16 protein-coding genes are annotated in these 23,647 nt (G+C 64.0%); 12 read left to right on the plus strand and 4 right to left on the minus strand.

Going from position 1 to position 23,647, the window contains the following annotated elements; genetic code table 11:
- Window positions 1–182: 182 nt before the first annotated feature.
- From RRX38_RS18150 to RRX38_RS18160, 3 genes are all read right to left on the minus strand, one after another.
- The gene (locus RRX38_RS18150; RefSeq protein WP_315960163.1) at window positions 183–890 is read right to left on the minus strand and encodes an SPOR domain-containing protein; all 708 of its coding nucleotides are present in this window, start codon (window positions 888–890) and stop codon (window positions 183–185) included.
- Window position 891: 1 nt separating this feature from the next.
- A complete protein-coding gene (gene argS / locus RRX38_RS18155; RefSeq protein WP_295471705.1) occupies window positions 892–2,628 on the minus strand; it encodes an arginine--tRNA ligase in 1,737 nt (578 codons plus the stop codon).
- A gap of 120 nt (window positions 2,629–2,748) precedes the next feature.
- Window positions 2,749–4,968 (minus strand): primosomal protein N', encoded by a 2,220-nt coding sequence (locus RRX38_RS18160; protein WP_295471703.1) that lies wholly within the window; start codon window positions 4,966–4,968, stop codon window positions 2,749–2,751.
- A gap of 167 nt (window positions 4,969–5,135) precedes the next feature.
- On the opposite strand from RRX38_RS18160, the gene rpmE reads away from it, so the two are divergent.
- The 3 genes from rpmE (at window position 5,136) to RRX38_RS18175 (ending at window position 7,608) form a co-directional block, all read left to right on the plus strand.
- Window positions 5,136–5,357, plus strand: a complete 222-nt coding sequence (gene rpmE / locus RRX38_RS18165; RefSeq protein ID WP_295471701.1) for a 50S ribosomal protein L31 — start codon at window positions 5,136–5,138, stop codon at window positions 5,355–5,357.
- Window positions 5,358–5,378: 21 nt separating this feature from the next.
- Window positions 5,379–6,176, plus strand: a complete 798-nt coding sequence (locus RRX38_RS18170; protein WP_315960164.1) for a thermonuclease family protein — start codon at window positions 5,379–5,381, stop codon at window positions 6,174–6,176.
- 163 nt (window positions 6,177–6,339) lie between these two features.
- Entirely contained in the window at window positions 6,340–7,608 is a 1,269-nt protein-coding gene (locus tag RRX38_RS18175) for a malic enzyme-like NAD(P)-binding protein (RefSeq protein WP_295471696.1), read from the plus strand.
- A gap of 136 nt (window positions 7,609–7,744) precedes the next feature.
- Here RRX38_RS18175 and RRX38_RS18180 read toward each other — a convergent pair whose 3' ends face one another.
- The gene (locus RRX38_RS18180) at window positions 7,745–10,183 is read right to left on the minus strand and encodes a penicillin-binding protein 1A (protein ID WP_410524918.1); all 2,439 of its coding nucleotides are present in this window, start codon (window positions 10,181–10,183) and stop codon (window positions 7,745–7,747) included.
- Between the two features lie 207 nt (window positions 10,184–10,390).
- Here RRX38_RS18180 and RRX38_RS18185 point away from each other — a divergent pair, with 207 nt between their 5' ends.
- The 9 genes from RRX38_RS18185 to gltB all read left to right on the plus strand — a co-directional run bounded on the left by RRX38_RS18185 (window position 10,391) and on the right by gltB (window position 23,570).
- Window positions 10,391–11,455 carry a pilus assembly protein PilM gene (locus tag RRX38_RS18185; protein WP_295471691.1) on the plus strand — a complete coding sequence of 355 codons (1,065 nt, stop codon included), beginning with the start codon at window positions 10,391–10,393 and terminating at the stop codon, window positions 11,453–11,455.
- Window positions 11,455–12,015 (plus strand): PilN domain-containing protein, encoded by a 561-nt coding sequence (locus RRX38_RS18190; protein WP_295471689.1) that lies wholly within the window; start codon window positions 11,455–11,457, stop codon window positions 12,013–12,015. Before RRX38_RS18185 ends, RRX38_RS18190 begins: the two co-directional genes overlap by 1 nt.
- 53 nt (window positions 12,016–12,068) lie before the next feature.
- Window positions 12,069–12,635 (plus strand): type 4a pilus biogenesis protein PilO, encoded by a 567-nt coding sequence (gene pilO / locus RRX38_RS18195; protein WP_410524919.1) that lies wholly within the window; start codon window positions 12,069–12,071, stop codon window positions 12,633–12,635.
- Entirely contained in the window at window positions 12,632–13,159 is a 528-nt protein-coding gene (gene pilP / locus RRX38_RS18200; protein WP_295471683.1) for a type 4a pilus biogenesis lipoprotein PilP, read from the plus strand. Before pilO ends, pilP begins: the two co-directional genes overlap by 4 nt.
- A gap of 47 nt (window positions 13,160–13,206) precedes the next feature.
- On the plus strand, window positions 13,207–15,384 hold the full coding sequence (gene pilQ, locus RRX38_RS18205) for a type IV pilus secretin PilQ (RefSeq protein ID WP_315960166.1): 2,178 nt from the start codon (window positions 13,207–13,209) through the stop codon (window positions 15,382–15,384).
- A 4-nt stretch (window positions 15,385–15,388) separates the two neighbouring features.
- A complete protein-coding gene (aroK, locus tag RRX38_RS18210; RefSeq protein ID WP_295471678.1) occupies window positions 15,389–15,907 on the plus strand; it encodes a shikimate kinase AroK in 519 nt (172 codons plus the stop codon).
- A 117-nt stretch (window positions 15,908–16,024) separates the two neighbouring features.
- Entirely contained in the window at window positions 16,025–17,128 is a 1,104-nt protein-coding gene (aroB, locus tag RRX38_RS18215) for a 3-dehydroquinate synthase (protein WP_315960167.1), read from the plus strand.
- An 11-nt stretch (window positions 17,129–17,139) separates the two neighbouring features.
- Window positions 17,140–18,768: an AAA family ATPase gene (locus RRX38_RS18220; RefSeq protein ID WP_315960168.1), complete on the plus strand. Its 1,629-nt coding sequence runs from the start codon at window positions 17,140–17,142 to the stop codon at window positions 18,766–18,768.
- A gap of 356 nt (window positions 18,769–19,124) precedes the next feature.
- Entirely contained in the window at window positions 19,125–23,570 is a 4,446-nt protein-coding gene (gene gltB / locus RRX38_RS18225) for a glutamate synthase large subunit (RefSeq protein ID WP_315960169.1), read from the plus strand.
- The last annotated feature ends 77 nt before the right edge of the window (window positions 23,571–23,647 follow it).

Raw genomic sequence — 23,647 nt, forward strand, 5'->3', positions numbered from 1 at the left:
CCTGCACCGAAGTCGCTTTTGGCGGCGTCTGTAAGTTCTGTGCTTGAAAAGCCAAAGCGACGCCAGATCAGATTGCTCTGATATAAAAGATCAGTATTGCGGCTGAAGCCGGTCCTACAGGCCCAAGCCGCTCCACCGGATTGGAAGCGGCTTGGCCGGACAGTGTCGCCGGTGCCTCAGGTTCAGCGGCTCTGGCTCTGGCGCTGTTGCAGCAGCAGGTTGCTGAAGCCGCCACCGGCCAGCTGCTTCTGCGCGGTGGTCAGCTGGTCGCGGTTGCTGAACGGGCCGACCAGCACGCGGTACCAGGTCTCTTCCTTGACCGTGCCGGACTCCACGGTAGCCGCCTGGCCCAGCAGGATGATCTGCGCACGCACCTTCTCGGCATCTGCCTGCTTGCGGAACGAACCGGCCTGCAGGAAGAACTGCGTCACCGGTGCCGGCTTGGCAGTGGCGACCGGCGGCGCGGGCGGCGGGGTCAGGCCACTGAGCGCGGCCTGGGCGCGGGCGGTGTCGATCTTCGCCGCCTGTTCAGGGCTGACCGGGGTCATGGGTGCCACCGCAGGCGCTGGCGGAGTCTTCTCCGGCACGGCTTCCTTGGGCACGATGACTTCCGATTCCGGCAGCAGCGTGTAGAAGTCGTACTTGGGCTTGACCACGGCCGGGCTGGGTGGGGTCTTGTTGGCTTCGGCGATCTTCGCGGCGGCCTTGGCCTCGGCCTTCTCGCGCTTGATCTCGCTGCCACCGGGTTCCAGTTTCATCAGGAACACGATGAAAGCGCCGACCGTCAGGCCGACGGCCAGCCATACCCATCCAGGGATCGGCTTCTTCGCAGGTGCTTCGTAACGGCTGGCACCGCGCTTGGGAGGCGCCTTCTTTTTTGCAACGGCCAACTTACATTCGCTCCAGAGTTTCCAGGCCCAGCAGGTCCAGGCCTTGCTTGAGGGTGCGACCGGTCAGGGCCGCCAGGCGCAGGCGGCTCTGTTGTTGTTCCGGATTCTGTGCACCGAGGATCGGGCAGTTCTCGTAGAAACTGGAGAACAGGCCCGCCAGATCGTAAAGGTAGGCACACAGTACGTGCGGCGTACCTTTGTCGGCAACATTGTTGAGGGTTTCGCCGAACTGCGCGAGTTTCGCCGCCAGTTCCTGCTCCTGCGGCGCCTCCAGGACGATACGGCCCTGGCTGGCGTCGAACGGCGTGCCCAGCTTGCGGAATACTCCGGCCACGCGGGTGTAGGCGTACAGCAGGTAGGGCGCGGTGTTGCCTTCGAAGCTGAGCATCAGGTCGAAGTTGAAGCTGTAGTCGCTGGTGCGGTGCTTGGACAGGTCGGCGTATTTCACCGCGCTGATACCCACCGCCTTGGCGATGCGGCGCAGCTCGCTCTCTTCCAGGCTCGGGTTCTTGTCCTTGACCAGTGCGTAGGCGCGCTGTTCGGCTTCGTCGAGCAGGTCGATCAGCTTCACGGTGCCGCCGTCACGGGTCTTGAACGGCCGGCCATCGGCGCCGTTCATGGTGCCGAAGCCCATGTGCTCGAGCTGCATGCCGTCATGGGTGAAACCGGCGCGCCGCGCCACTTCGAAGACCTGCTGGAAGTGCAGGGCCTGGCGCTGGTCGACGAAGTACAGCACGCGGTCGGCGTGCAGCACCTTGCTGCGGTAGCGCACCGCAGCCAGGTCGGTGGTGGCGTACAGGTAGCCGCCGCCGGCCTTCTGTACGATCACCGGCAGCGGGGTGTCGTCGGCGGTACGGAATTCTTCGAGGAACACGCACTGCGCGCCTTCGCTCTCGACCAGCAGGCCGGCGCTGCGCAGATCGCTGACCACATTGGCCAGGTCGTCGTTGTAGGCGCTTTCGCCTTTCACGTCGGCTGGGGTCAGGTTGACGTTCAGGCGCTCGTAGGTCTTCTGGCAATGCGACAGCGAGATGTCGTTGAAGCGTTGCCACAGGGTCAGGCACTCGGCATCGCCGGCCTGCAGCTTGACCACCAGGGCGCGGGCGCGGTCAGCGAACTCCTCGGACTCGTCGAAGCGCTTCTTGGCCGCACGGTAGAACTCTTCCAGGTCGGACAGCTCGTCACTGGTAGCGGGCTTTTCCTGCAGGTAGGCCAGCAGCATGCCGAACTGGGTGCCCCAGTCGCCGACGTGGTTCTGGCGGATCACGGTGTCGCCCAGGTAACCCAGAACGTTGGCCACCGCGTCGCCGATGATGGTCGAGCGCAGGTGGCCGACGTGCATTTCCTTGGCCAGGTTCGGGGCCGAAAGATCGACCACCACGCGCTGTGCCGGGCCGGCCTTGCGTACCGACAACCGCTCGTCGGACAACGCGGCGTCCAGGCGCCCGGCCAGGGCCTGGGTGTTCTGGAAGAAGTTCAGGAATCCGGGACCGGCGATCTCCACCTTGCTCACCTGTTCGTCGGCGGGCAGGGCGGCGACCAGCTTCTCGGCCAGTTCGCGCGGCTTCAGGCCGGCCGGCTTGGCCAGCATCATGGCGATGTTGCTGGCGAAGTCGCCGTGGGTCTTGTCCCTGGCGTTCTCCACCTGGATCGCCGGCGTCAGCCCGGCTGGCAAGACGCCCTCGCTTTCGAGGCGGGTCAGGGCTTGTTGGATCAGCTGGCGAATGGTGTCTTTCATGAGGTTCTCTTCAACAACCGCAAGCGCGGCAGCGCCTGGATGCGCGGGTGGAAAAACTGCACATTATCCGTGGCCCGGGCAAGCTTGCCAACCTTGGCGCATGCCCGCAGTGGGCGCCTATCAATAGAGGTCGACCGGGTCGACGTCCAGCGACCAGCGCACCTGGCGCCCGCCGGGCATCTGCTCCAGTAGCGGGAGCCAGGCGTGCAACAGCTTGTGCAACGGTGCCCGTGCACTGGATTGCAGCAGCAGTTGCGCACGAAAGCGCCCGGCGCGGCGCTCCATGGGAGCCGGAACCGGGCCCAGAAGTTCGATGCCGCCGGCATCGAGTGCTGCGATCAACTGCTCGGCCTCGCTGCACGCCTGGTCGAGAAATTCCTCGGCCTGCCCCGGCTTGTGCGCTTCGGCACGCAGCAGCGCCAGGTGCGAGAACGGCGGCAGGCCGGCGGCGCGGCGCTCGCTCAGGGCCTGTTCGGCGAAGGCGAAGTAGCCCTGCTCGGTAAGCTGGATCAGCAGCGGGTGCTCGGCCAAATGGGTCTGGATGATCACCTTGCCGGGCTCTTCGGCCCGTCCGGCCCGCCCGGCAACCTGCACGATCAGCTGCGCCATGCGTTCGCTGGCGCGGAAGTCGCCGGAGAACAGCCCGCCATCGGCGTCGAGGATCGCCACCAGGGTCACCCGTGGGAAATGATGCCCCTTGGCGAGCATCTGGGTGCCGACCAGGATGCACGGCTGGCCGCGCTGGATGGTCGCAAACAGCTGGTTCATGGCGTCCTTGCGCGAGGTGCTGTCGCGGTCGACGCGCAGCACCGGGTAGTCCGGGAACAGAATCGCCAGGCGTTCCTCGGCGCGCTCGGTGCCGGCGCCGATGGGTCGCAGGTCGACCTTCGAGCACGACGGGCACTGGTGCGGCACGCGCTCGACGTGCCCGCAATGGTGGCAGCGCAGTTCGCCGGAACGTTGGTGCACGGTCATCCGTGCGTCGCAGCGCGGGCAGCCCGACAGCCAGCCGCAGTCGTGGCACAGCAGCGTCGGGGCGAAGCCGCGGCGATTGAGGAACACCAGCACCTGTTGCCCGGCCGCCAGGGTCTGGCCGATGGCTTGCTGCATGGGGCCGGAGATGCCGCTGTCCAGGGGCCGGCTCTTCACGTCCAGGCGCAAAAAGCGCGGTTGCTGAGCGCCGCCGGCGCGCTGGGTGAGGCGCAGCAGGCCGTAGCGGCCGCTGTGGGCGTTGTGCAGGCTTTCCATCGATGGGGTGGCCGAGCCCAGCACGATGGGCACGTTTTCCTGGCGTGCGCGTACCACGGCCAGGTCGCGGGCGTGATAGCGCAGGCCTTCCTGCTGTTTATAGGAGCCGTCGTGCTCTTCGTCGATGATGATCAGCCCGGGGTTCTTCATGGGCGTGAACAGCGCCGAGCGGGTGCCGATGATGATGTCGGCATCGCCATCCCGGGCGGCCAGCCAATGGTCAAGGCGCTCGCGGTCGTTGACCGCGGAGTGCAGCAGGGCGATGCGCGCATTGAAGCGCTGCTCGAAGCGCGCCAGGGTCTGCGGGCCGAGGTTGATCTCGGGAATCAGCACCAGTGCCTGCTTGCCGGCCTCCAGGGTCTGGCGGATCAGTTGCAGGTAGACCTCGGTCTTGCCGCTGCCGGTGACGCCGGCCAGCAGAAAGGCATGGAAGCTGCCGAAACCGGCACGCACCGCCTCGCAGGCGGCGCGCTGCTCGGCATTGAGCGGCAGTTCCGGTTGCGCCAGCCAGTGCTCATGGCGGGCACTGGGGGCATGGCTGCGTACTTCGACCTCTACCAGCCCCTTGGCCAGCAGCAGGTTGAGGCTGTCGCGGTTGAGTTCTAGGCTGCCGAGCAGTTGATGGGCCACGCCATGCGGATGTTGGGCCAGGGTCGCCAGGGCTTCGCGCTGCTTGGGCGCGCGGGCGATGCGCGGGTCGTCGAGGCTGGCCCCTGGTGCGGCCTGCCAGAAGCGCTCCTGACGAGCTTCGGCCGGCTCGCCCTGGCGCAACAGCACCGGCAGCGCCCAGCTCAGCGTGTCCCCGAGGCTGTGCTGGTAGTACTGAGCGGTCCACAGGCACAGCTTGAACAGCGACGGTGGCAGCGGCGAGTGGCTGTCGAGCAGAGCCGTGGCGGGCTTGAGCTTGTCGGCCGGCACCTCGCTGTGGTCGGTGATTTCGATCAGCACGCCGATCATCTCCCGGCGGCCGAACGGCACCTTCAGGCGCATGCCCGGTTGCAGCGCGTTGCGCGGCACGCCAGCCGGGGCGCGGTAGTCGAACAGGCGACGCAGCGGCGAGGGCAGGGCAAGGCGCAGGATGACGTCGGGCACGCGAGGACTTCCCAGTGGCGGAGAGGGCGGAGGCGCGATCTTAGCAGACCGTCGGTACAAGGGTTCGTTTGCGTAATGGCAATTGTCTGGTAATATCCCCCGCCTATTTTGCGTGCGGTATCCGACAATCGTGTCGGGTGGCGGCCCGCCAGTCCGAGGAAGTAATCATGAAAGCCGATATCCATCCAGTTTACGAAGCGATCGACGCCACCTGCAGCTGCGGCAACGTCATCAAGACCCGTTCCACCCTGGCCAAGCCTCTGAGCCTGGACGTGTGCAACGAGTGCCACCCGTTCTACACCGGTAAGCAGAAGACTCTGGACGTTGGTGGTCGTGTTGACCGCTTCAAGTCCCGCTTCGGTGCTTTTGGCGCTGCCAAGGCCAAGTGATTCGGCTTGTGGAGCTGCCCGGTGGGCATCTTCAGATCGCAAAGAAAGGCGTCCCTCGTGGGCGCCTTTTTTGTTTCCGTGTTCTGGCTGGGCGCCGCCCAGGCATTCTGCCCCGCGCCGGCCGGCCTGCCCGAGGCGCGGGTACGCCAGGTCATCGATGGCGACACCCTGCGCCTGAGCGACGGCCGCAGTGTCCGGCTGATCGGCATCGACACGCCGGAACTCGCCCGGCGTGGCAAACCGGCCCAGCCGCTGGCCGAGGCGGCGAAGCGGCGCCTGCAGGCGCTGGTACGCAGCAATGGCGACCGGGTGCGCCTGCGGGTCGGCCAACAGCCCAAGGATGGTTACGGGCGTACCCTGGCGCATGTCTATGGTCGGGACGGCAGCAATTTCGAGGCGCAGCTGCTCAGCGAAGGGCTGGGCTTTCGCGTGGTGATCGCCCCGAATGCCGCTCTGGCCGGTTGCCAGCGCGCCGCTGAGCGCCGCGCGCGGCAAGCGCGTCTGGGATTGTGGCGCCGCTCGCCGGTGCTGGCCGGGCAGCAGGTCCGGCGCCCCGGCTTTGCGCTGGTCGGCGGTCGGGTCATCGATGTGCGGCGCAATCGTGGCGGTGTCTGGCTGGAGCTGGATTCCGTGATGCTGCGCGTGGCACCGGACACGCTGCGACTGTTCGACGCAGGCCGGCTGGCGCAGCTCAAAGGCAAGCGCGTCGAAGCGCGTGGCTGGATCGTCGAACGCACCTCGCGCGGTGGTCTAAAGTCAGGACAGGCACGTTGGCTGATGCCGCTGAAACACCCGCAAATGCTGGATATCCTCGACTGAGCCGGGCTGATCTTGCCTCAGTGCGACATTATCTATTGAGTTATTGCAATCCAACCATCCGCCCTCTTGACAGCTGTGACTGGTCAGTCTTGTGAGGATTTCGCATCTTGCGTATCCTCGGCGGTTCGTCTGTCCCACCGTAGAAAAAGCGGAATCCTATAAAATGTCCGATCTTAAAACCGCTGCGCTTGAATACCACGCCCATCCTCGTCCGGGGAAACTCAGCGTGGAACTCACCAAGCCGACTGCTACTGCCCGCGATCTGTCCCTGGCCTATAGCCCTGGTGTTGCCGAGCCTGTACGTGAAATTGGCCGCGACCCTGAGCTGGCCTACAAGTACACCGGCAAGGGTAACCTGGTAGCGGTCATTTCCGACGGTACCGCGATTCTCGGCCTGGGCGACCTGGGACCGCTGGCCTCCAAGCCGGTCATGGAAGGCAAAGGGGTTCTGTTCAAGCGTTTCGCCGGTATCGACGTGTTCGATATCGAGGTTGACTCCGAAAGCCCGCAGGCCTTCATCGACACCGTCAAGCGGATCTCCATCACCTTCGGCGGCATCAACCTGGAAGACATCAAGGCACCCGAGTGCTTCGAGATCGAAAAGGCCCTGATCGAACAGTGCGACATTCCGGTTTTCCATGATGACCAGCACGGTACTGCCATCGTGACCGCGGCTGGCATGATCAACGCCCTGGAAATCGTCGGCAAGAGCCTGGACACCGCGAAGATCGTCTGCCTGGGCGCCGGTGCGGCGGCCATTTCCTGCATGAAGCTGCTGGTGAGCATGGGTGCGAAGATCGAGAACATCTTCATGATCGACCGCTCCGGCGTCGTGCACTCCGGCCGCACCGACCTGAACCAGTACAAGGCTGCCTTCGCCCATGCCACCGAGAAGCGCACCCTGAGCGACGCCCTTGACGGAGCTGACGTGTTCGTCGGCCTGTCCGGTCCGAACCTGCTGAGCCCGGAAGACCTCAAGCGCATGGCCCGCGACCCGATCGTGTTCGCCTGCTCGAACCCTGACCCGGAAATCAAGCCTGAGCTGGCTCACGAGACCCGCAGTGACGTGATCATGGCCACCGGTCGTTCGGACTACCCGAACCAGGTCAACAACGTACTGGGCTTCCCGTTCATCTTCCGTGGTGCCCTGGACGTTCGTGCCAAGCGCATCAACGAAGAGATGAAGATCGCGGCGGCCAAGGCCCTGAGCGAGCTGGCCAAGCTGCCAGTGCCGCAGGAAGTCTGCGACGCCTACGGCGGCATCACCCTGGAATACGGCCGTGAGTACATCATTCCCAAGCCGCTGGACAGCCGTCTGCTGGGCGTGATCTCCGAAGCCGTGGCCAAGGCTGCCATCGAAAGCGGTGTGGCGACCCTGCCGTATCCGAAGCACTACCCACTGACCAGCGTCGACGAAGTGTTCAACGGCTGACAGCCGCTTCAAGCTCCAACAAAAAACCCTGGCCTTGCCAGGGTTTTTTGTTGGAGCGCTACAAGCTGCAAGCTGCAAGTTGAAAGCGGTGCCGGGGCCGGCTGCTTTTTCTTGAAGCTTGCAGCTTGCCGCTGCTTTAAAAGAGGTCGATCGGCGCCGATTCGTCGGCTGGCAGCGGGCTGCCAGGGGCGCTGCCGCCCAGTTCGTTGACGCTCGGCGGTGTGTCTTCGCTCTTGAACAGCTCGAAGAACGCGTTGGGCGTGCTCGGCGTGGCAGCACGACCGCTGACCGGGTCGACCCGCAGGCTGAGGATGCCATCAGGCTCGGGCTGCTGGTGCGGTGGCTTGTCCTTGAGCGCGGCGCTCATGTAGTCCATCCAGATCGGCAGTGCCACGGTGCCGCCGAACTCGTGGCGGCCCAGGCTTTCAGGCTGGTCGAAGCCGGTCCACACGGTGGTCACGTAGTCGGCGTTGTAGCCGGAGAACCAGGCGTCCTTGGACTCGTTGGTGGTACCGGTCTTGCCGGCAATGTCCGGGCGGTTCATCGACAGGGCGCGGCGCGCGGTGCCGCGCTTGATCACATCCTGCAGCATGCTGTTGAGGATGTAGGTGGTGCGTCCGTCCACCACTCGCTCGGCCACCAGCGGTGCTGGATGGTCGGTGGTGGAGGCGGGTGTCAGGCTGGTCAGCGGCGGCGTGTCGTGCACCGCGAAGGTCGAGGTGTCTGGTGCGGTCTTGGCCTCGTTGCTCGGTACGGTCGCCGGGTTGGCGGTGAACAGTACCTGGCCGTCGCGGTTCTCGATGGTCTGGATCAGGTACGGCGTGATCTTGTAGCCGCCGTTGGCGAAGGTGCTCCAGCCCGTGGCGATCTCCATCGGCGTCAGGGTCGCGGTGCCCAGGGCCAGCGAGAGGTTGCGCGGCAGGTCCTGTTTGGAGAAGCCGAAGCGAGTGATGTAGTCGATGGAGGTGTCGATGCCCAACTGCTGCAGCAGGCGGATCGAAACCAGGTTACGCGACTTGTACAGGGCCTCACGCAGGCGGATCGGGCCGAGGAAGGTGCCGTTGTCGTTCTTCGGCCGCCAGACCTTGTCCAGGTACTCGTCGACGAACACGATCGGTGCGTCGTTGACCAGGCTGGAGGCGGTGTAGCCGTTGTCCAGGGCGGCGCTGTACAGGAACGGCTTGAAGCTCGAACCTGGCTGACGCTTGGCCTGCATGGCGCGGTTGTAGTTGCTCTGTTCGAAGGAGAAGCCGCCGACCAGGGCGCGGATCGCACCGTTGCGTGGATCCAGCGACACCAGGGCGCTCTGCGCGGCGGGGATCTGGCTGAACTTCAGGCTGCCGTCGTCCTGACGCAGCACGCGGATCAGATCGCCGACCTGGGCCACGTCAGACGGCTGGCGTGGGTTGGCACCCATGCTGTTGGTGTTCAGGTAAGGGCGTGCCCACTTCATGCTCGCCCAGTCGACCAGCTCTTCTTTCTCGCCGTTGCGGGTCAGGACGCGCAGGCCGGTCTTGTCGACCTGGGTGACGATGGCCGGCTCCAGGCCGCTGATAGGGCGCTGCTTGGTCAGTTCCTGGGCCCAGGCCGCGCGGGTCATGCCTGGAAAGCGGCTTTCCGGCCCACGGTAGCCGTGGCGCTGGTCATATTCGATCAGGCCGCGCTGTACTGCCGTGTTGGCGTGCTCCTGCAGGTCGCTCGGCACCGTGGTGTAGACGCGGAAGCCTTCGGTGTAGGCGTCGCTGCCGTAACGGCCGACCATCTCGGCGCGCGCCATTTCTGCCACATAGGGTGCGTACACTTCGGGCGTCGGTACGTGATAGCTGGCGTTCATCGGCTCGCTCAAGGCGGCCTGGTAGTCGCTCTGGCTGATCTTGCCGAGGTGATACATGCGCCCCAGGATCCAGTCGCGGCGTTCCTTGGCGCGAGCCGGGTTGGCCAGCGGGTTGAAGCGCGAGGGCGCCTTGGGCAGGCCGGCGATGGTCGCCATCTGCGCCAGGCTCACGTCACGGATCGACTTGCCGTAATACACCTGTGCTGCCGCCTCGATACCGTAGGCGCGGTTGCCCAGGTAGATCTTGTTGACGTACAGCTCGAGGATCTCATCCTTGGTCAGCTGCCGCTCGATCTGCAGGGCCAGGAGAATCTCGGTGGTCTTGCGCGAGAAGCTGCGTTCGCTGGTCAGGAAGAAGTTCTTCGCCACCTGCATGGTGATGGTGCTGCCGCCGGTCTGGATATGGCCGCTCTTGACCAGTTGGCCAGCGGCGCGCACCAGGCTGGTGGGGTCGACGCCATAGTGGTTCTCGAAGTTGTCGTCTTCGGCGGCCAGCAGGGCATTGATGAAATTGGGGGGAATGTCGGCGAAGCGCACGGGGGTGCGGCGCATTTCGCCAAACTCTGCTATCAGTTTGCCGTCGCTGCTGTAGACCCGCAGGGGGATCTGCAGTTGGATGCTGCGCAGGGCCTCGACCGATGGCAGGGTAGGGCTCAGGTAAAGAAAGGCTCCGCTCAGGCCAAGCAGCAGTGCACAGAACACCGCGACCAGGGACCACCAGAAAAACTTCAGCAGGCGTATCAAGGCTTTTGGGTTTCCAGAAAAAAGAATGGGTGAGACGCGCTCAACAAATCAATACAGTCTCAAGCGTTTGGTGAACAAAAAAACGCTGGGCATTATAAGCATTTTTCGTCTCGGGGCGGGATTTGCGCTACTGTCTTGCCTAGCGTCGGCCAAGACCCATCCACGAAGTCGCGTAAGTGCCGGAAAATCCATAGGAATCAGGTTGTGTTCGAACTCTTCGGAAAGAAGGCCCATACCCTTCTAGGGATCGATATTAGCTCTACGGCGGTAAAGCTCCTTGAACTGAGTCGTTCCGGCAGCCGTTTCAAAGTCGAGTCCTATGCGGTCGAACCCTTGCCCGCCAATGCCGTGGTCGAGAAGAACATCGCCGAGCTGGAGGGCGTGGGGCAGGCCCTGAGCCGCGTGCTGGTCAAGGCCCGCACCCAGGCCCGCAACGCGGCCGTGGCGGTGGCCGGTTCGGCGGTGATCACCAAAGTGGTGGAAATGGATGCCGGGCTGTCGGACGACGACATGGAGAACCAGCTGCGGCTCGAGGCCGACCAGTACATTCCCTACCCGCTCGAAGAGGTCGCCATCGATTTCGAGGTGCAGGGCTATTCGGTGCGCAATCCCGAGCGCGTCGAAGTGCTGCTGGCGGCCTGTCGCAAGGAGAACGTCGAGGTCCGTGAGGCGGCGCTGGCCCTGGCCGGTCTCACTGCCAAGGTCGTCGACGTGGAAGCCTATGCCCTGGAGCGCGCCTTCACCCTGTTGTCTGCACAGCTGGGCAAGGGACATGAAATGCTCACCGTCGCCGTGGTGGATATCGGCGCGACCATGACCACCCTGAGCGTCCTGCACCAGGGACGCATCATCTATACCCGCGAGCAGCTGTTCGGTGGCAAGCAGCTGACCGAGGAAATCCAGCGTCGCTACGGCCTGTCGATGGGCGAAGCCGGTCTGGCCAAGAAACAGGGCGGCCTGCCCGACGACTACAACAGCGAGGTGCTGGAGCCCTTCAAGGAGGCGATGGTCCAGCAGGTGTCGCGTTCCTTGCAGTTCTTCTTCGCTGCCGGGCAGTACAACGGCGTGGACTACATCATGCTGGCCGGCGGCTCGGCCTCGATCGCCGGTCTCGAAAACCTGATCCACAAGCGCCTGGGCGTGCCGACCATGGTGGCCAACCCTTTCGCCGACATGGCCCTGAGTTCCAAGGTCAATGCCGGTGCACTGGCCAGTGATGCCCCGGCACTGATGGTCGCCTGCGGCCTGGCCATGAGGAGTTTCGACTGATGGCCCGGATCAACCTCCTGCCCTGGCGGGAACAGCTGCGCGAAGAGCGCAAGAAGCGCTTCATCACCGCGCTGGTCGGTGTGCTGGTAATCGCCGTGGCCATCGTGCTGCTGGTCGACCAGACCCTCAGTCGCGCCATCGACGCGCAGAATGCCCGCAACGCCTATCTGCAGGGCCAATTGACGCAGCTCGATGCGCGCATCAAGGAAATCAGTGAACTCAAGAGTCGCCGCAAGCAGCTGCTGGAGCGCATGAAGATCATTCAGGACCTGCAAGGCAACCGGCCGATCATCGGCCGGGTGTTCGACCAGCTGGTGCGTACCTTGCCGGACGGCGTGTATTTCACCGATGTGAAAATGAACGGCAATCTGATCGCCATCAACGGTGTCGCCGACTCCAACAATCGGGTTTCCGACCTGATGCGCAACCTGGACGCTTCCGACTGGCTCGAGACGCCGGTGCTCATCGAGGTGAAGGCCAACGCCACGGACCAGACCAATGTCTTCCAGCTGACCGTGCGCCAGACCCAGCCGGCCGACGCAGAAGGAGCCAAGCCGTGAGTATTTCCGAATGGCTGGAAGGCCTGCGCAAGATCGATCTCAACGAGCTGGACATGAACAACGTCGGCAGCTGGCCGGCGGCAGTCAAGGTCATTGCCTGTGCCCTGGCCATGCTGCTGGTTCTGGCGCTGGGCTATTTTTTCTATATCCAGGACCTGGAGGCGCGACTCGACGGCGCGCGGACCAACGAAGGGCTGCTCAAGGACCAGTTCACCACCAAGGCCTTCCAGGCGGCGAACCTCGAGCCCTACAAGAAGCAGATGGTGGAAATGGAAAACACCTTCGGTGCGCTGCTGCGGCAATTGCCCAGCGACACCGAGGTACCGGGGTTGCTCGAAGACATTACCCGTACCGGTCTGGGCAGTGGCCTGGAATTCGAGGAAATCAAGCTGCTGCCTGAAGCCGCCCAGCAGTTCTACATCGAGTTGCCGATCCAGATCACCGTAGTGGGTGGCTATCATGACCTGGCCACTTTCGTCAGCGGCGTGGCCAGCCTGCCGCGGATCGTCACGCTGCACGATTTCGAGATCAAGCCCGTCGATGCCAAGAACCCGAACAGGCTGCGCATGAACATCCTGGCCAAGACCTACCGTTACAACGATCAGGGGCTGAACAAATGAGGGCGGTGCGTCTGTTGTGTGCCTGCCTGGCATTGCTGGGCCTGACGGGGTGCGGCGGCAATGACGATGTCGGCGACCTGGCGGCGTTCGTGACCGAGGCCCGTGAACGACCTACCGGCGCCATCGAGCCGCTGCCCAAGTTCCGCCCCTACGAAGCGTTTACCTACAACGCGGCAAGCCTGCGCAGCCCGTTCATGCCGCCAATGAAGATCGATGCGCTGAGCCGGCAGAAGGGCTCGAGGCTGGTCAAGCCCGACGAGGCACGGGTCAAGCAATTCCTCGAAGGCTTCAACATCGAGACCTTCGAAATGGTCGGAACCATCGGCAACGATTCGGGTACATTTGCGCTGCTCAAGGGAGCGGGCGGGGTGCACAGGGTCAAGGTGGGCGATTACCTGGGGCGTAACGACGGTCGGATCGTATCGGTGAGCGATACGCAGATCGATGTCATCGAAATTGTTCCAGATGGAGAGGGGGGCTGGCTGGAAAGGCCGCGCACCATTTCCCTCAAGGAGCGCTCATGAAGTGGGCAGTACCAAGCATGCAGAACACCGTACGACGGAAATTGAACATGACCCGGATTCTTTCGACCCTCGTCGTATCGCTTTGGATGGCGATGCTGGCACCCTGGCTTCAGGCTGCCAGCCTCAAGACCCTGGACGTCGCCACGCTGCCGGGTGACCGTATCGAGCTGAAGCTATCGTTCGACTCCCCCGTACCTGCCCCGCGTGGCTACACCACCGAGCAGCCGGCGCGTATCGCCCTCGACCTGCCCGGCGTGAATACCCAGCTGGCCAATCGCAGTCGTGACCTGGGCAGTGGCAATGCCCGCAGCGTGGTCGTGGTGCAGGCCAAGGATCGCACCCGGGTCATCGTCAACCTCACCACCCTGGCGCCGTACAGCACCCGGGTCGAAGGCAACAACCTGTTCGTGGTGATCGGCCAGGGCGCTGCCGCCGCGCAGGCCTCGCAACCTACCACGGCAGCACCTGTCGCCACTGCACCTGCCGCGACACGCAACACCCCGCGTGCCGCCCAGCCGTCAGCCGCTCCGGCTGCCCCGCGCATCAGCGTCCCGGCGGGAGCCAAGGCGGTGCGCAACCTGGACTTCCAGCGCGGTGAGCTGGGTGAAGGCAATGTACTCATCGACCTCAGCAGCGCAGCCATCGCACCGGACATTCAGGAGCGCAATGGCAAGATCTTCGTCGAGTTCGCCAAGACCCAGCTGCCCGACCCGCTGCGCGTACGCCTGGATGTGAAGGACTTCGCCACCCCAGTGCAGTTCGTCACTGCCACCACCTCCGGTGACAAGACCAGCATCAGCATCGAGCCTTCCGGTCCCTATGACTACTCCGCCTACCAGACCGACAACCGCCTGACCATCAGCGTGCGGCCCCTGACCAATCAGGACCTGGAGCGGCGCGCGGCCGACAAGCCGGTGTACACCGGCGAGAAACTGTCGCTGAACTTCCAGGACATCGACGTGCGCTCGGTGCTGCAACTGATCGCCGACTTCACCAACCTCAACCTGGTCGCCAGCGACACGGTGCAGGGCGGTATCACCCTGCGCCTGCAGAATGTGCCGTGGGACCAGGCGCTGGACCTGGTGCTCAAGACCAAGGGTCTGGACAAGCGCAAGATCGGTAACGTGCTGCTGGTGGCGCCGGCTGACGAAATCGCCGCCCGTGAGCGCCAGGAACTCGAATCGCAGAAGCAGATCGCCGAACTGGCGCCGCTGCGTCGTGAACTGCTGCAGGTCAACTACGCCAAGGCCGCGGACATCGCCAAGCTGTTCCAGTCGGTGACCAGCGCCGAGGCCCAGGCCGAAGAGCGCGGCTCCATCACCGTGGACGAGCGCACCAACAACATCATTGCCTACCAGACCCAGGAACGTCTGGACGAGCTGCGCCGCATCGTCGCGCAACTGGACATTCCGGTTCGTCAGGTGATGATCGAGGCGCGCATCGTCGAGGCCAACGTCGATTACGACAAGGCGCTGGGGGTGCGTTGGGGCGGCAGCCGGACCAGTGGCAATTGGACGACCTACGGTCTGGACGACAATCTCACTTCGAGCAGTACCAGTGGTGGCAGCTCCACGATCAACGACGGCGGATCCACCGGGACCGGCACCAGTTCGACCACCTCGACCCGCAATATCCCCTTCGTCGACCTTGGTGCACCCAGCGCGACGTCTGGTTTTGGCATCGGCTTCGTCACCAACAACACCCTGATCGACCTCGAACTCAGTGCCATGGAAAAGACCGGCAACGGCGAGATCGTCTCGCAGCCCAAGGTGGTGACCAGCGACAAGGAAACCGCCAAGATCCTCAAGGGCACCGAGATTCCGTACCAGGAGTCCAGCTCCAGCGGTGCGACCACGGTCAGCTTCAAGGAAGCCTCGCTGTCGCTGGAGGTGACTCCGCAGATCACTCCGGACAACCGCATCATCATGGAGGTGAAGGTCACCAAGGACGAGCCTGACTACCTCAACGCGGTGCTCGGCGTACCGCCGATCAAGAAGAACGAGGTCAATGCCAAGGTGCTGATTTCCGATGGCGAGACCATCGTGATCGGCGGGGTGTTCTCCAATACGCAAAGTAAAGTTGTAGAAAAAGTGCCATTTCTTGGCGATGTGCCGTATGTTGGCCGCCTTTTCAGGCGTGACGTGGTGTCCGATTCCAAATCCGAGCTGTTGGTCTTCCTGACACCGCGCATCATGAACAACCAGGCGATTGCTGTAGGTCGTTGATTCTGTGCGAAATCTAATACTTGTGGGGCCGATGGGGGCTGGCAAAAGCACCATCGGTCGATTGCTGGCCAAAGAACTGCGACTTCCATTCAAGGACTCCGACAAGGAAATCGAGCAGCGCACCGGTGCCAACATCCCGTGGATCTTCGACCGTGAGGGCGAGGCGGGATTTCGTGAGCGTGAGCAGGCGATGATCGCCGAGCTTTGTGCTTCCGACGGGCTGGTGCTGGCCACCGGCGGTGGCGCGGTGATGCGCGAGGAAAACCGCAAGGCCCTGCATGCCGGCGGGCGCGTGGTCTACCTGCATGCCTCGGTCGACCAGCAGGTCAGCCGCACGGCTCGCGACCGCAACCGCCCCCTGTTGCGCACCGCCGACCCGGCCAAAGTGCTGGGCGACCTGCTGGCGATGCGCGACCCGCTGTACCGGGAGATCGCCGATGTGGTGATCGAAACCGACGAACGGCCGCCCAGGATGGTGGTCATGGAGATACTGGCCCGCCTGGCGGAGCTTCCGCCCCGTTAAAGCGCAGACGAAAATGCGCTATTCTCGGCGACCATAAAATTCAGGCCGCAGGCGGCGACGGGCCGTCTGCCGCTGCGGTGCGCGAAAGCGCCCAATCGGTAATCACTGTGGGGATACATGCAGACTCTTAAGGTCGATCTTGGTGAGCGTAGTTATCCGATTCATATTGGCGAAGGTCTGCTGGATCGTCCGGAGCTGCTGACGCCGCACATCGTCGGGCGCCAGGTGGCCATCGTCACCAATACCACGGTCGCTCCGCTCTACCTCGAACGCCTGACCGCCACGCTGGCCGGCTACAACGTCCTGCCTGTGGTGCTGCCGGACGGCGAGGCATTCAAGAACTGGGAAACCCTGCAGCTCATATTCGATGGTCTGCTGGCGGCCCGCCACGACCGGCGTACCACGGTCATCGCCCTGGGTGGCGGGGTGATCGGCGACATGGCCGGTTTCGCGGCGGCCTGCTACCAGCGTGGGGTGAATTTCATCCAGATCCCGACCACCCTGCTGTCGCAGGTCGACTCCTCGGTAGGCGGCAAGACCGGCATCAACCATCCGCTGGGCAAGAACATGGTCGGGGCGTTCTACCAGCCGGCCGTGGTGCTCATCGACACCCTTTCGCTGCGCAGCCTGCCCGAGCGTGAGCTGTCTGCCGGGCTGGCCGAGGTCATCAAGTACGGGCTGATCTGCGACGAACCCTTCCTGACCTGGCTCGAAGAACACATGGACGCCCTGCGCGGCCTCGATCCGCAGGCGCTGACCCTCGCCATCGAGCGCTCCTGCGCGGCCAAGGCCCGGGTGGTGGGCGCCGACGAGCGCGAGTCGGGGGTGCGCGCCACGCTCAACCTGGGGCATACCTTCGGCCACGCCATCGAAACCGAGATGGGCTATGGTGTCTGGCTGCACGGTGAGGCGGTCGCGGCCGGTACCGTGATGGCCCTGGAAATGTCGGCACGGCTGGGCTGGATCAGCAGCGCCGACCGCGACCGCGGCATTCGTTTGCTGCAGCGCGCCGGCCTGCCGGTGGTGCCGCCCGAGCAAATGGACGAGGCGTGCTTCATGGCCCACATGTCCGTCGACAAGAAAGTTCTCGATGGCCGTCTGCGCCTGGTGCTGCTGCGCCGTATTGGCGAAGCGGTAGTGACCGACGATTATCCGCAAGAAGTACTCAAGGCCACCCTGGTTGCGGACTACCCCGCCCTGGTGGATCAGCTTAGAGGTTAATGGAAAGCCCGATGACTAGTTTGCATGCAGACGAGGCCTTTCTCGGCCACTACCAGTTGAGCCATGACCCCTTCGGGGCGCGTGTGCCTGGCTTCAAGTTCTTCCCCGCGCAACGCAAGCCGGTGCTGGGCCAGTTGCATCATCTGGCGCGCTACAGCCAGTTGCTGCTGGCGGTGACCGGCCCGCAGGGCAGCGGCAAGACGCTGTTGCGCCAGGCGCTGGTAGCCAGCACCAACAAGCAATCGGTCCAGAGCGTCGTGGTTTCCGCGCGTGCGGCTGGCGAAGCGGCCGGTGTATTGCAACAGGTCGCCGAATCGCTGAGCGTGCCTCAGGCAGAGATCAAGCCGATCCTCGACCAGGTGGTGCAGCTGGCCCTCACCGGACAGGAGGTCTACATCCTGGTCGACGACGCGGAACAACTCGGCGACTCGGCGCTCGAAGTCCTGCTGGAACTGGCCGAAGGCGTGCCGGAAGGGCGTCCACATGTGTTCCTGTTCGGTGAGGCGTCGCTGATCGACCGTCTGGACGAGATCTGCGGCCAGATGCAGGGCGAAGTCGAAGGCGAACGTTTCCACGTCATCGAGCTGCAGCCCTACAACGAAGAAGAAACCCGTGAATATCTGGCACAGCGCCTGGATGGCGCGGGGCAAGGCATTGCCCTGCTGACGGCGGAGCAGATCGCCGATATTCACGAACAGTCCGAAGGCTGGCCTGGGAACATCAACCAGGTGGCCCGCGACTCAATGATCGAAGCGATGATCGCAAGCCGTTCTGCGGTCAAGCGTCCTAGCGTGGGGTTCAAGATGCCGAAGAAACACGTACTGGCCCTTGGGGCCGTGGTCGTAGCGGCGGTGGCCGCGGCCGTGCTGATTCCGGGAGGCGACAAGGGCAAGGCGCCCAACGCTCCGGCCACGGCGCAGGCACAGCTGCCGCTCGGGCAAGGAGCGCCTGCCAACCAGCAATCCAACAATGGCGGCCCGGCCATCGAGTTCGCTGGCAACTCGCAGCCGATGCCGCTGCCGCTGGCTGGCAACTCGCAGCCTGTGATGCGCGGCCCGCTGGCAGAAGCTGCCGGCGGTAGCAGCGATGTCGACGAAGACAGCGTGCCGTCGACTTCGCCGGCGCATCCGCCAACCGTCAACACCAGCACGCCACCGGCCGGTCAGGCTGCCGACGTGCCACGGTCGTCGATTCCGGCGCCGACGCAGGCCGCTCCGGTCCAGGCGCCGGCAGCCAAGCCTGCTCCGGCGCCACAGACCCAGGTCGCCACCGCCAAGCCGGCGCCTGCCGCGCCCGCCAAACCGGTTGAAAAGCCGGTCGAGAAGCCGGTGGCGGCGGCCAAGCCGGCTGCCGGTGGTAACTGGTACAGCAGCCAGGCACCCGGTCATTACGTGGTGCAGATCCTCGGCACCAGTTCTGAAGCGGCGGCCCAGGCCTATGTGGCCGAGCAGGGTGGCGAATACCGCTACTTCAAGAAAACCCTGCAGGGTAAGCCGCTGTACGTGGTGACCTACGGCAACTTCAACGACCGCAACGCCGCCCTGGCTGCGATCAAAAACTTGCCAGCCAAGGTCCAGGCTGGTAAACCTTGGCCTCGGACAGTGGCCAGCATCCAGCAAGAGCTGGCAGCCACACGCTGAATCCTGCGGATTGAAGCGGTCCCCCAGGGACCGCTTATCTGAAAGATCCGACCCCTCCTTCGCCAGCCGCATCGCTTTCTTGGTGGTGCGCCTTGCGGTGTCTGCGCCGCAAATCCTGCCTCTCAGCCTGATCCATCGCTCAAATCACAGCGGTTTATCATTTTTTTACGCTTTAAACCTTCATAAATGCGACATGCATTTTCAGTAATAAGTCATAAAATTTGTGAGCCTTGGCACTGCTGTGTACAATGGCCTCCGTTTTGCCTTTCCAAAGCCGGCGCACGTTCGGCGTGAAAGGTGGTGGTTGAATCGAAGAATTTGCCTCCAATGCGAGGCAGCCTGGTGAGAAAGTGTCTATGAAAACAGGTCTGTACCATCCGGATGTACATAAGGCTAACTGTGGATTTGGCCTGATCGCCCACATGCAAGGTGAAGCCAGTCATCACCTGCTGCAGACGGCCATGGCAGCCTTGACCTGCATGACCCACCGTGGCGGCATCAATGCCGACGGCAAGACCGGTGACGGCTGCGGCCTGCTGATCCAGAAGCCCGACCTGTTCCTGCGCGCCGTGGCCAAGGAGCAGTTCGGTGCAGAGCTGCCGGGCCAGTATGCCGTGGGCATGGTCTTCCTCAATCAGGACGACGCCCGTGCCGACGCCGCCCGGGAAAACATGAACCGCGAGATCCTCGCCGAAGGCCTGGACCTGATCGGCTGGCGCCAAGTGCCCATCGATACCAGCGTCCTGGGCCGTCTGGCCCTGGAGCGTCTGCCGAAGATCGAGCAGGTGTTCATCGGCGGCGACGGCCTGAGCGATTCGGAATTCGCGGTCAAGCTGTTCAGCGCCCGCCGTCGCTCCTCGGTGGCCAACGCCGAAGACACCGAGCACTACATCTGCAGCTTCTCGCACAAGACCATCATCTATAAGGGCCTGATGATGCCCGCCGACCTGGCGGCCTTCTATCCGGACCTGGGTGACGAACGCCTGCAGACCGCCATCTGCGTGTTCCACCAGCGTTTCTCGACCAACACCATGCCCAAGTGGCCGCTGGCCCAGCCGTTCCGCTTCCTGGCGCACAACGGCGAGATCAACACCATCACCGGCAACCGCAACTGGGCCCAGGCACGGCGCACCAAGTTCACCAACGACCTGATGGACCTGGAAGAACTCGGCCCGCTGGTCAACCGTGTCGGTTCCGACTCTTCGAGCATGGACAACATGCTGGAGCTGATGGTTACCGGCGGCATCGACCTGTTCCGTGGCGTGCGCATGATCATCCCGCCGGCCTGGCAGAACGTCGAGACCATGGACTCGGACCTGCGCGCCTTCTACGAATACAACTCCATGCACATGGAGCCGTGGGACGGCCCGGCCGGCGTGGTGATGACCGAAGGTCGCCACGCGGTGTGCCTGCTCGACCGTAACGGCCTGCGTCCGGCGCGCTGGGTGATGACCAAGAACGGCTACATCACCCTGGCCTCGGAAATCGGCGTGTGGGACTACACCCCCGAAGACGTCATTGCCAAAGGCCGTGTAGGGCCTGGGCAGATCTTTGCCGTCGACACCGAGACCGGCCAGATCCTCGACACCGACGCCATCGACAATCGCCTGAAGTCGCGTCACCCGTACAAGCAGTGGCTGCGCAAGAATGCCCTGCGCATCCAGGCGACCATGGAAGACAACGACCACGGTTCGGCCTTCTACAACCAGGACCAGCTCAAGCAGTACATGAAGATGTACCAGGTCACCTTCGAGGAGCGTGACCAGGTACTGCGTCCGCTGGGCGAGCAGGGCCAGGAAGCGGTGGGTTCGATGGGTGACGACACGCCGATGGCGGTCCTGTCGCGCCGCGTGCGCTCGCCTTACGACTACTTCCGCCAGCAGTTCGCGCAGGTCACCAACCCGCCGATCGACCCGCTGCGCGAAGCCATCGTCATGTCCCTGGAAATCTGCCTGGGCGCCGAGCGCAACATCTTCCAGGAGTCGCCCGAGCATGCTTCGCGGGTGATCCTCAGCTCGCCGGTCATTTCCCCGGCCAAATGGCGCGCCCTGATGAACCTGGAGCGCCCCGGCTTCGAGCGCTACATCATCGACCTGAACTACGACGAAAGCCTGGGCCTGGAAGCGGCCGTGCGCAACATCGCCGACCAGGCCGAGGAAGCGGTGCGCTCCGGCCATACGCTGATCGTCCTCAGCGACCGCCACATCGCCCCTGGCAAGCTGCCGGTGCACGCCTCGCTGGCCACCGGCGCCGTACACCACCGCCTGACCGAGCAGGGCCTGCGCTGCGACAGCAACATCCTGGTGGAAACCGCCACCGCGCGTGACCCGCATCACTTTGCCGTGCTGATCGGCTTCGGTGCGTCGGCGGTTTACCCGTTCCTGGCCTACGAAGTGCTGGGCGACCTGATCCGCACCGGCGAGGTGCTGGGCGACCTGTACGAAGTCTTCAAGAACTACCGCAAGGGCATCACCAAGGGCCTGCTCAAGATTCTCTCGAAAATGGGTATCTCGACCATCGCCTCGTACCGTGGCGCCCAACTGTTCGAGGCCATCGGTCTGTCCGAGGAAGTCTGCAACCTCAGCTTCCGTGGCGTACCGAGCCGCCTGAAGGGCGCGCGCTTCGTCGACCTGGAGTCCGACCAGAAGCTGCTGGCCGCCGAAGCCTGGAGCCCGCGCAAGCCGATCCAGCAGGGCGGCCTGCTGAAGTTCGTCTACGGTGGCGAGTACCACGCCTACAACCCGGACGTGGTCAACACCCTGCAGGCCGCTGTGCAGCAGGGCAACTACGAGAAATTCAAGGAATACACCGCGCTGGTGGACAACCGTCCGGTGTCGATGCTGCGTGACCTGCTCAAGGTCAAGACCGCCGAGCAGCCGCTGAGCCTGGACGAAATCGAGCCGCTGAGCGACATCCTCAAGCGTTTCGACTCCGCCGGTATCTCCCTTGGCGCACTGTCGCCAGAGGCCCACGAAGCCCTGGCCGAGGCGATGAACCGCCTGGGCGCGCGCTCCAACTCCGGTGAGGGCGGCGAAGACCCGTCGCGCTACGGCACCATCCGCAGCTCGAAGATCAAGCAGATCGCCACGGGCCGCTTCGGTGTCACCCCCGAGTACCTGGTCAACGCCGACGTGCTGCAGATCAAGGTGGCCCAGGGCGCCAAGCCCGGTGAAGGCGGCCAGCTGCCCGGCGGCAAGGTCAACGGCCTGATCGCCAAGCTGCGCTATGCGGTGCCTGGCGTGACCCTGATCTCGCCACCGCCGCACCACGACATCTACTCCATCGAAGACCTGTCGCAGCTGATCTTCGACCTCAAGCAGGTCAACCCGCAGGCGCTGGTTTCGGTGAAGCTGGTGGCCGAGGCCGGTGTCGGCACCATCGCCGCCGGCGTGGCCAAGGCCTACGCCGACCTGATCACCATCTCCGGCTACGACGGCGGTACCGGCGCTTCGCCGCTGACCTCCATCAAGTACGCCGGCTCGCCGTGGGAGCTGGGCCTGGCCGAGACTCACCAGACCCTGCGCGGCAACGACCTGCGTGGCAAGGTCAAGGTGCAGACCGACGGCGGCCTGAAAACCGGCCTGGACGTCATCAAGGCGGCCATTCTCGGTGCCGAGAGCTTCGGCTTCGGTACCGCACCGATGATCGCCCTGGGCTGCAAGTACCTGCGTATCTGCCACCTGAACAACTGCGCCACCGGCGTAGCCACCCAGAACGACAAGCTGCGCAAGGACCACTACATCGGCACTGTCGACATGGTGATCAACTTCTTCACCTACATCGCCGAAGAAACCCGTGAGTGGCTGGCGCGCCTGGGCGTACGCTCGCTGGAAGAGCTGATCGGCCGTACCGACCTGCTGGAAGTGCTGCCGGGCGACACCGAGCGTCAGCACCACCTGGACATGACGCCGCTGCTGGGCAGCGACTTCGTGCCGGCCGACAAGCCGCAGTTCAGCCAGGTCGACCGCAACCCACCGTTCGACCAGGGCCTGCTGGCCGAGAAGATGGTCGAAATGGCCAAGCCGGCCATCGAAGCCATGAGCGGCGGTGAGTTCGAACTGGACATCTGCAACTGCGACCGTTCCATCGGCGCGCGGATCTCCGGCGAGATCGCCAAGCAGCACGGCAACCAGGGCATGGCCAAGGCGCCGGTCACCTTCCGTTTCAAGGGCACGGCCGGGCAGAGCTTCGGCGTGTGGAACGCCGGTGGCCTGAACATGTACCTCGAAGGCGATGCCAACGACTACGTGGGCAAGGGCATGACCGGTGGCAAGCTGGTGATCGTTGCGCCCAAGGGCAGCCCGTTCAAGACCCAGGAAAGCGCCATCATCGGCAACACCTGCCTGTACGGTGCCACCGGCGGCAAGCTGTTCGCCGCCGGCACGGCGGGCGAGCGTTTCGCCGTGCGTAACTCCGGCGCGCACACCGTGGTAGAAGGCACCGGTGACCACTGCTGCGAATACATGACCGGCGGTTTCGTCTGCGTACTGGGCAAGACCGGCTACAACTTCGGTTCCGGCATGACCGGTGGTTTCGCCTACGTGCTCGACCTGGACAACACCTTCGTTGACCGCGTCAACCACGAACTGGTCGAAATCCAGCGCATCAGCGGCGAAGCCATGGAAGCCTACCGCAGCCACCTGCAGAAGGTGCTCGACGAGTACGTCGCCGAGACCGACAGCGAGTGGGGCCGCAACCTGGCCGAGAACCTGGACGACTTCGTACGCCGCTTCTGGCTGGTCAAGCCGAAAGCCGCGAGCCTCAAGTCGCTGCTCTCCAGCACCCGGGCCAACCCGCAGTAACGCAGCTGCAAGCGGCAAGCGACAAGCCGCAAGTTAAATGCAGTGCGAAGCTCGCCTGCTCACCGTGATTTTCTGCA

The sequence above is a fragment of the Pseudomonas sp. DTU_2021_1001937_2_SI_NGA_ILE_001 genome, assembly GCF_032463525.1.
In the GTDB taxonomy this organism is placed as follows: domain Bacteria; phylum Pseudomonadota; class Gammaproteobacteria; order Pseudomonadales; family Pseudomonadaceae; genus Aquipseudomonas.

Bases quoted from the DNA above. Each gene is read 5' to 3' on its own strand.
- gltB (WP_315960169.1), top strand. From the start codon at position 19,125: ATGAAAACAGGTCTGTACCATCCGGATGTACATAAGGCTAACTGTGGA.
- RRX38_RS18190 (WP_295471689.1), top strand. From the start codon at position 11,455: ATGGCCCGGATCAACCTCCTGCCCTGGCGGGAACAGCTGCGCGAAGAG.
- rpmE (WP_295471701.1), top strand. From the start codon at position 5,136: ATGAAAGCCGATATCCATCCAGTTTACGAAGCGATCGACGCCACCTGC.
- pilO (WP_410524919.1), top strand. From the start codon at position 12,069: ATGAACAACGTCGGCAGCTGGCCGGCGGCAGTCAAGGTCATTGCCTGT.
- argS (WP_295471705.1), bottom strand. From the start codon at position 2,628: ATGAAAGACACCATTCGCCAGCTGATCCAACAAGCCCTGACCCGCCTC.
- aroB (WP_315960167.1), top strand. From the start codon at position 16,025: ATGCAGACTCTTAAGGTCGATCTTGGTGAGCGTAGTTATCCGATTCAT.
- pilQ (WP_315960166.1), top strand. From the start codon at position 13,207: ATGACCCGGATTCTTTCGACCCTCGTCGTATCGCTTTGGATGGCGATG.
- RRX38_RS18175 (WP_295471696.1), top strand. From the start codon at position 6,340: ATGTCCGATCTTAAAACCGCTGCGCTTGAATACCACGCCCATCCTCGT.
- pilP (WP_295471683.1), top strand. From the start codon at position 12,632: ATGAGGGCGGTGCGTCTGTTGTGTGCCTGCCTGGCATTGCTGGGCCTG.
- RRX38_RS18220 (WP_315960168.1), top strand. From the start codon at position 17,140: ATGACTAGTTTGCATGCAGACGAGGCCTTTCTCGGCCACTACCAGTTG.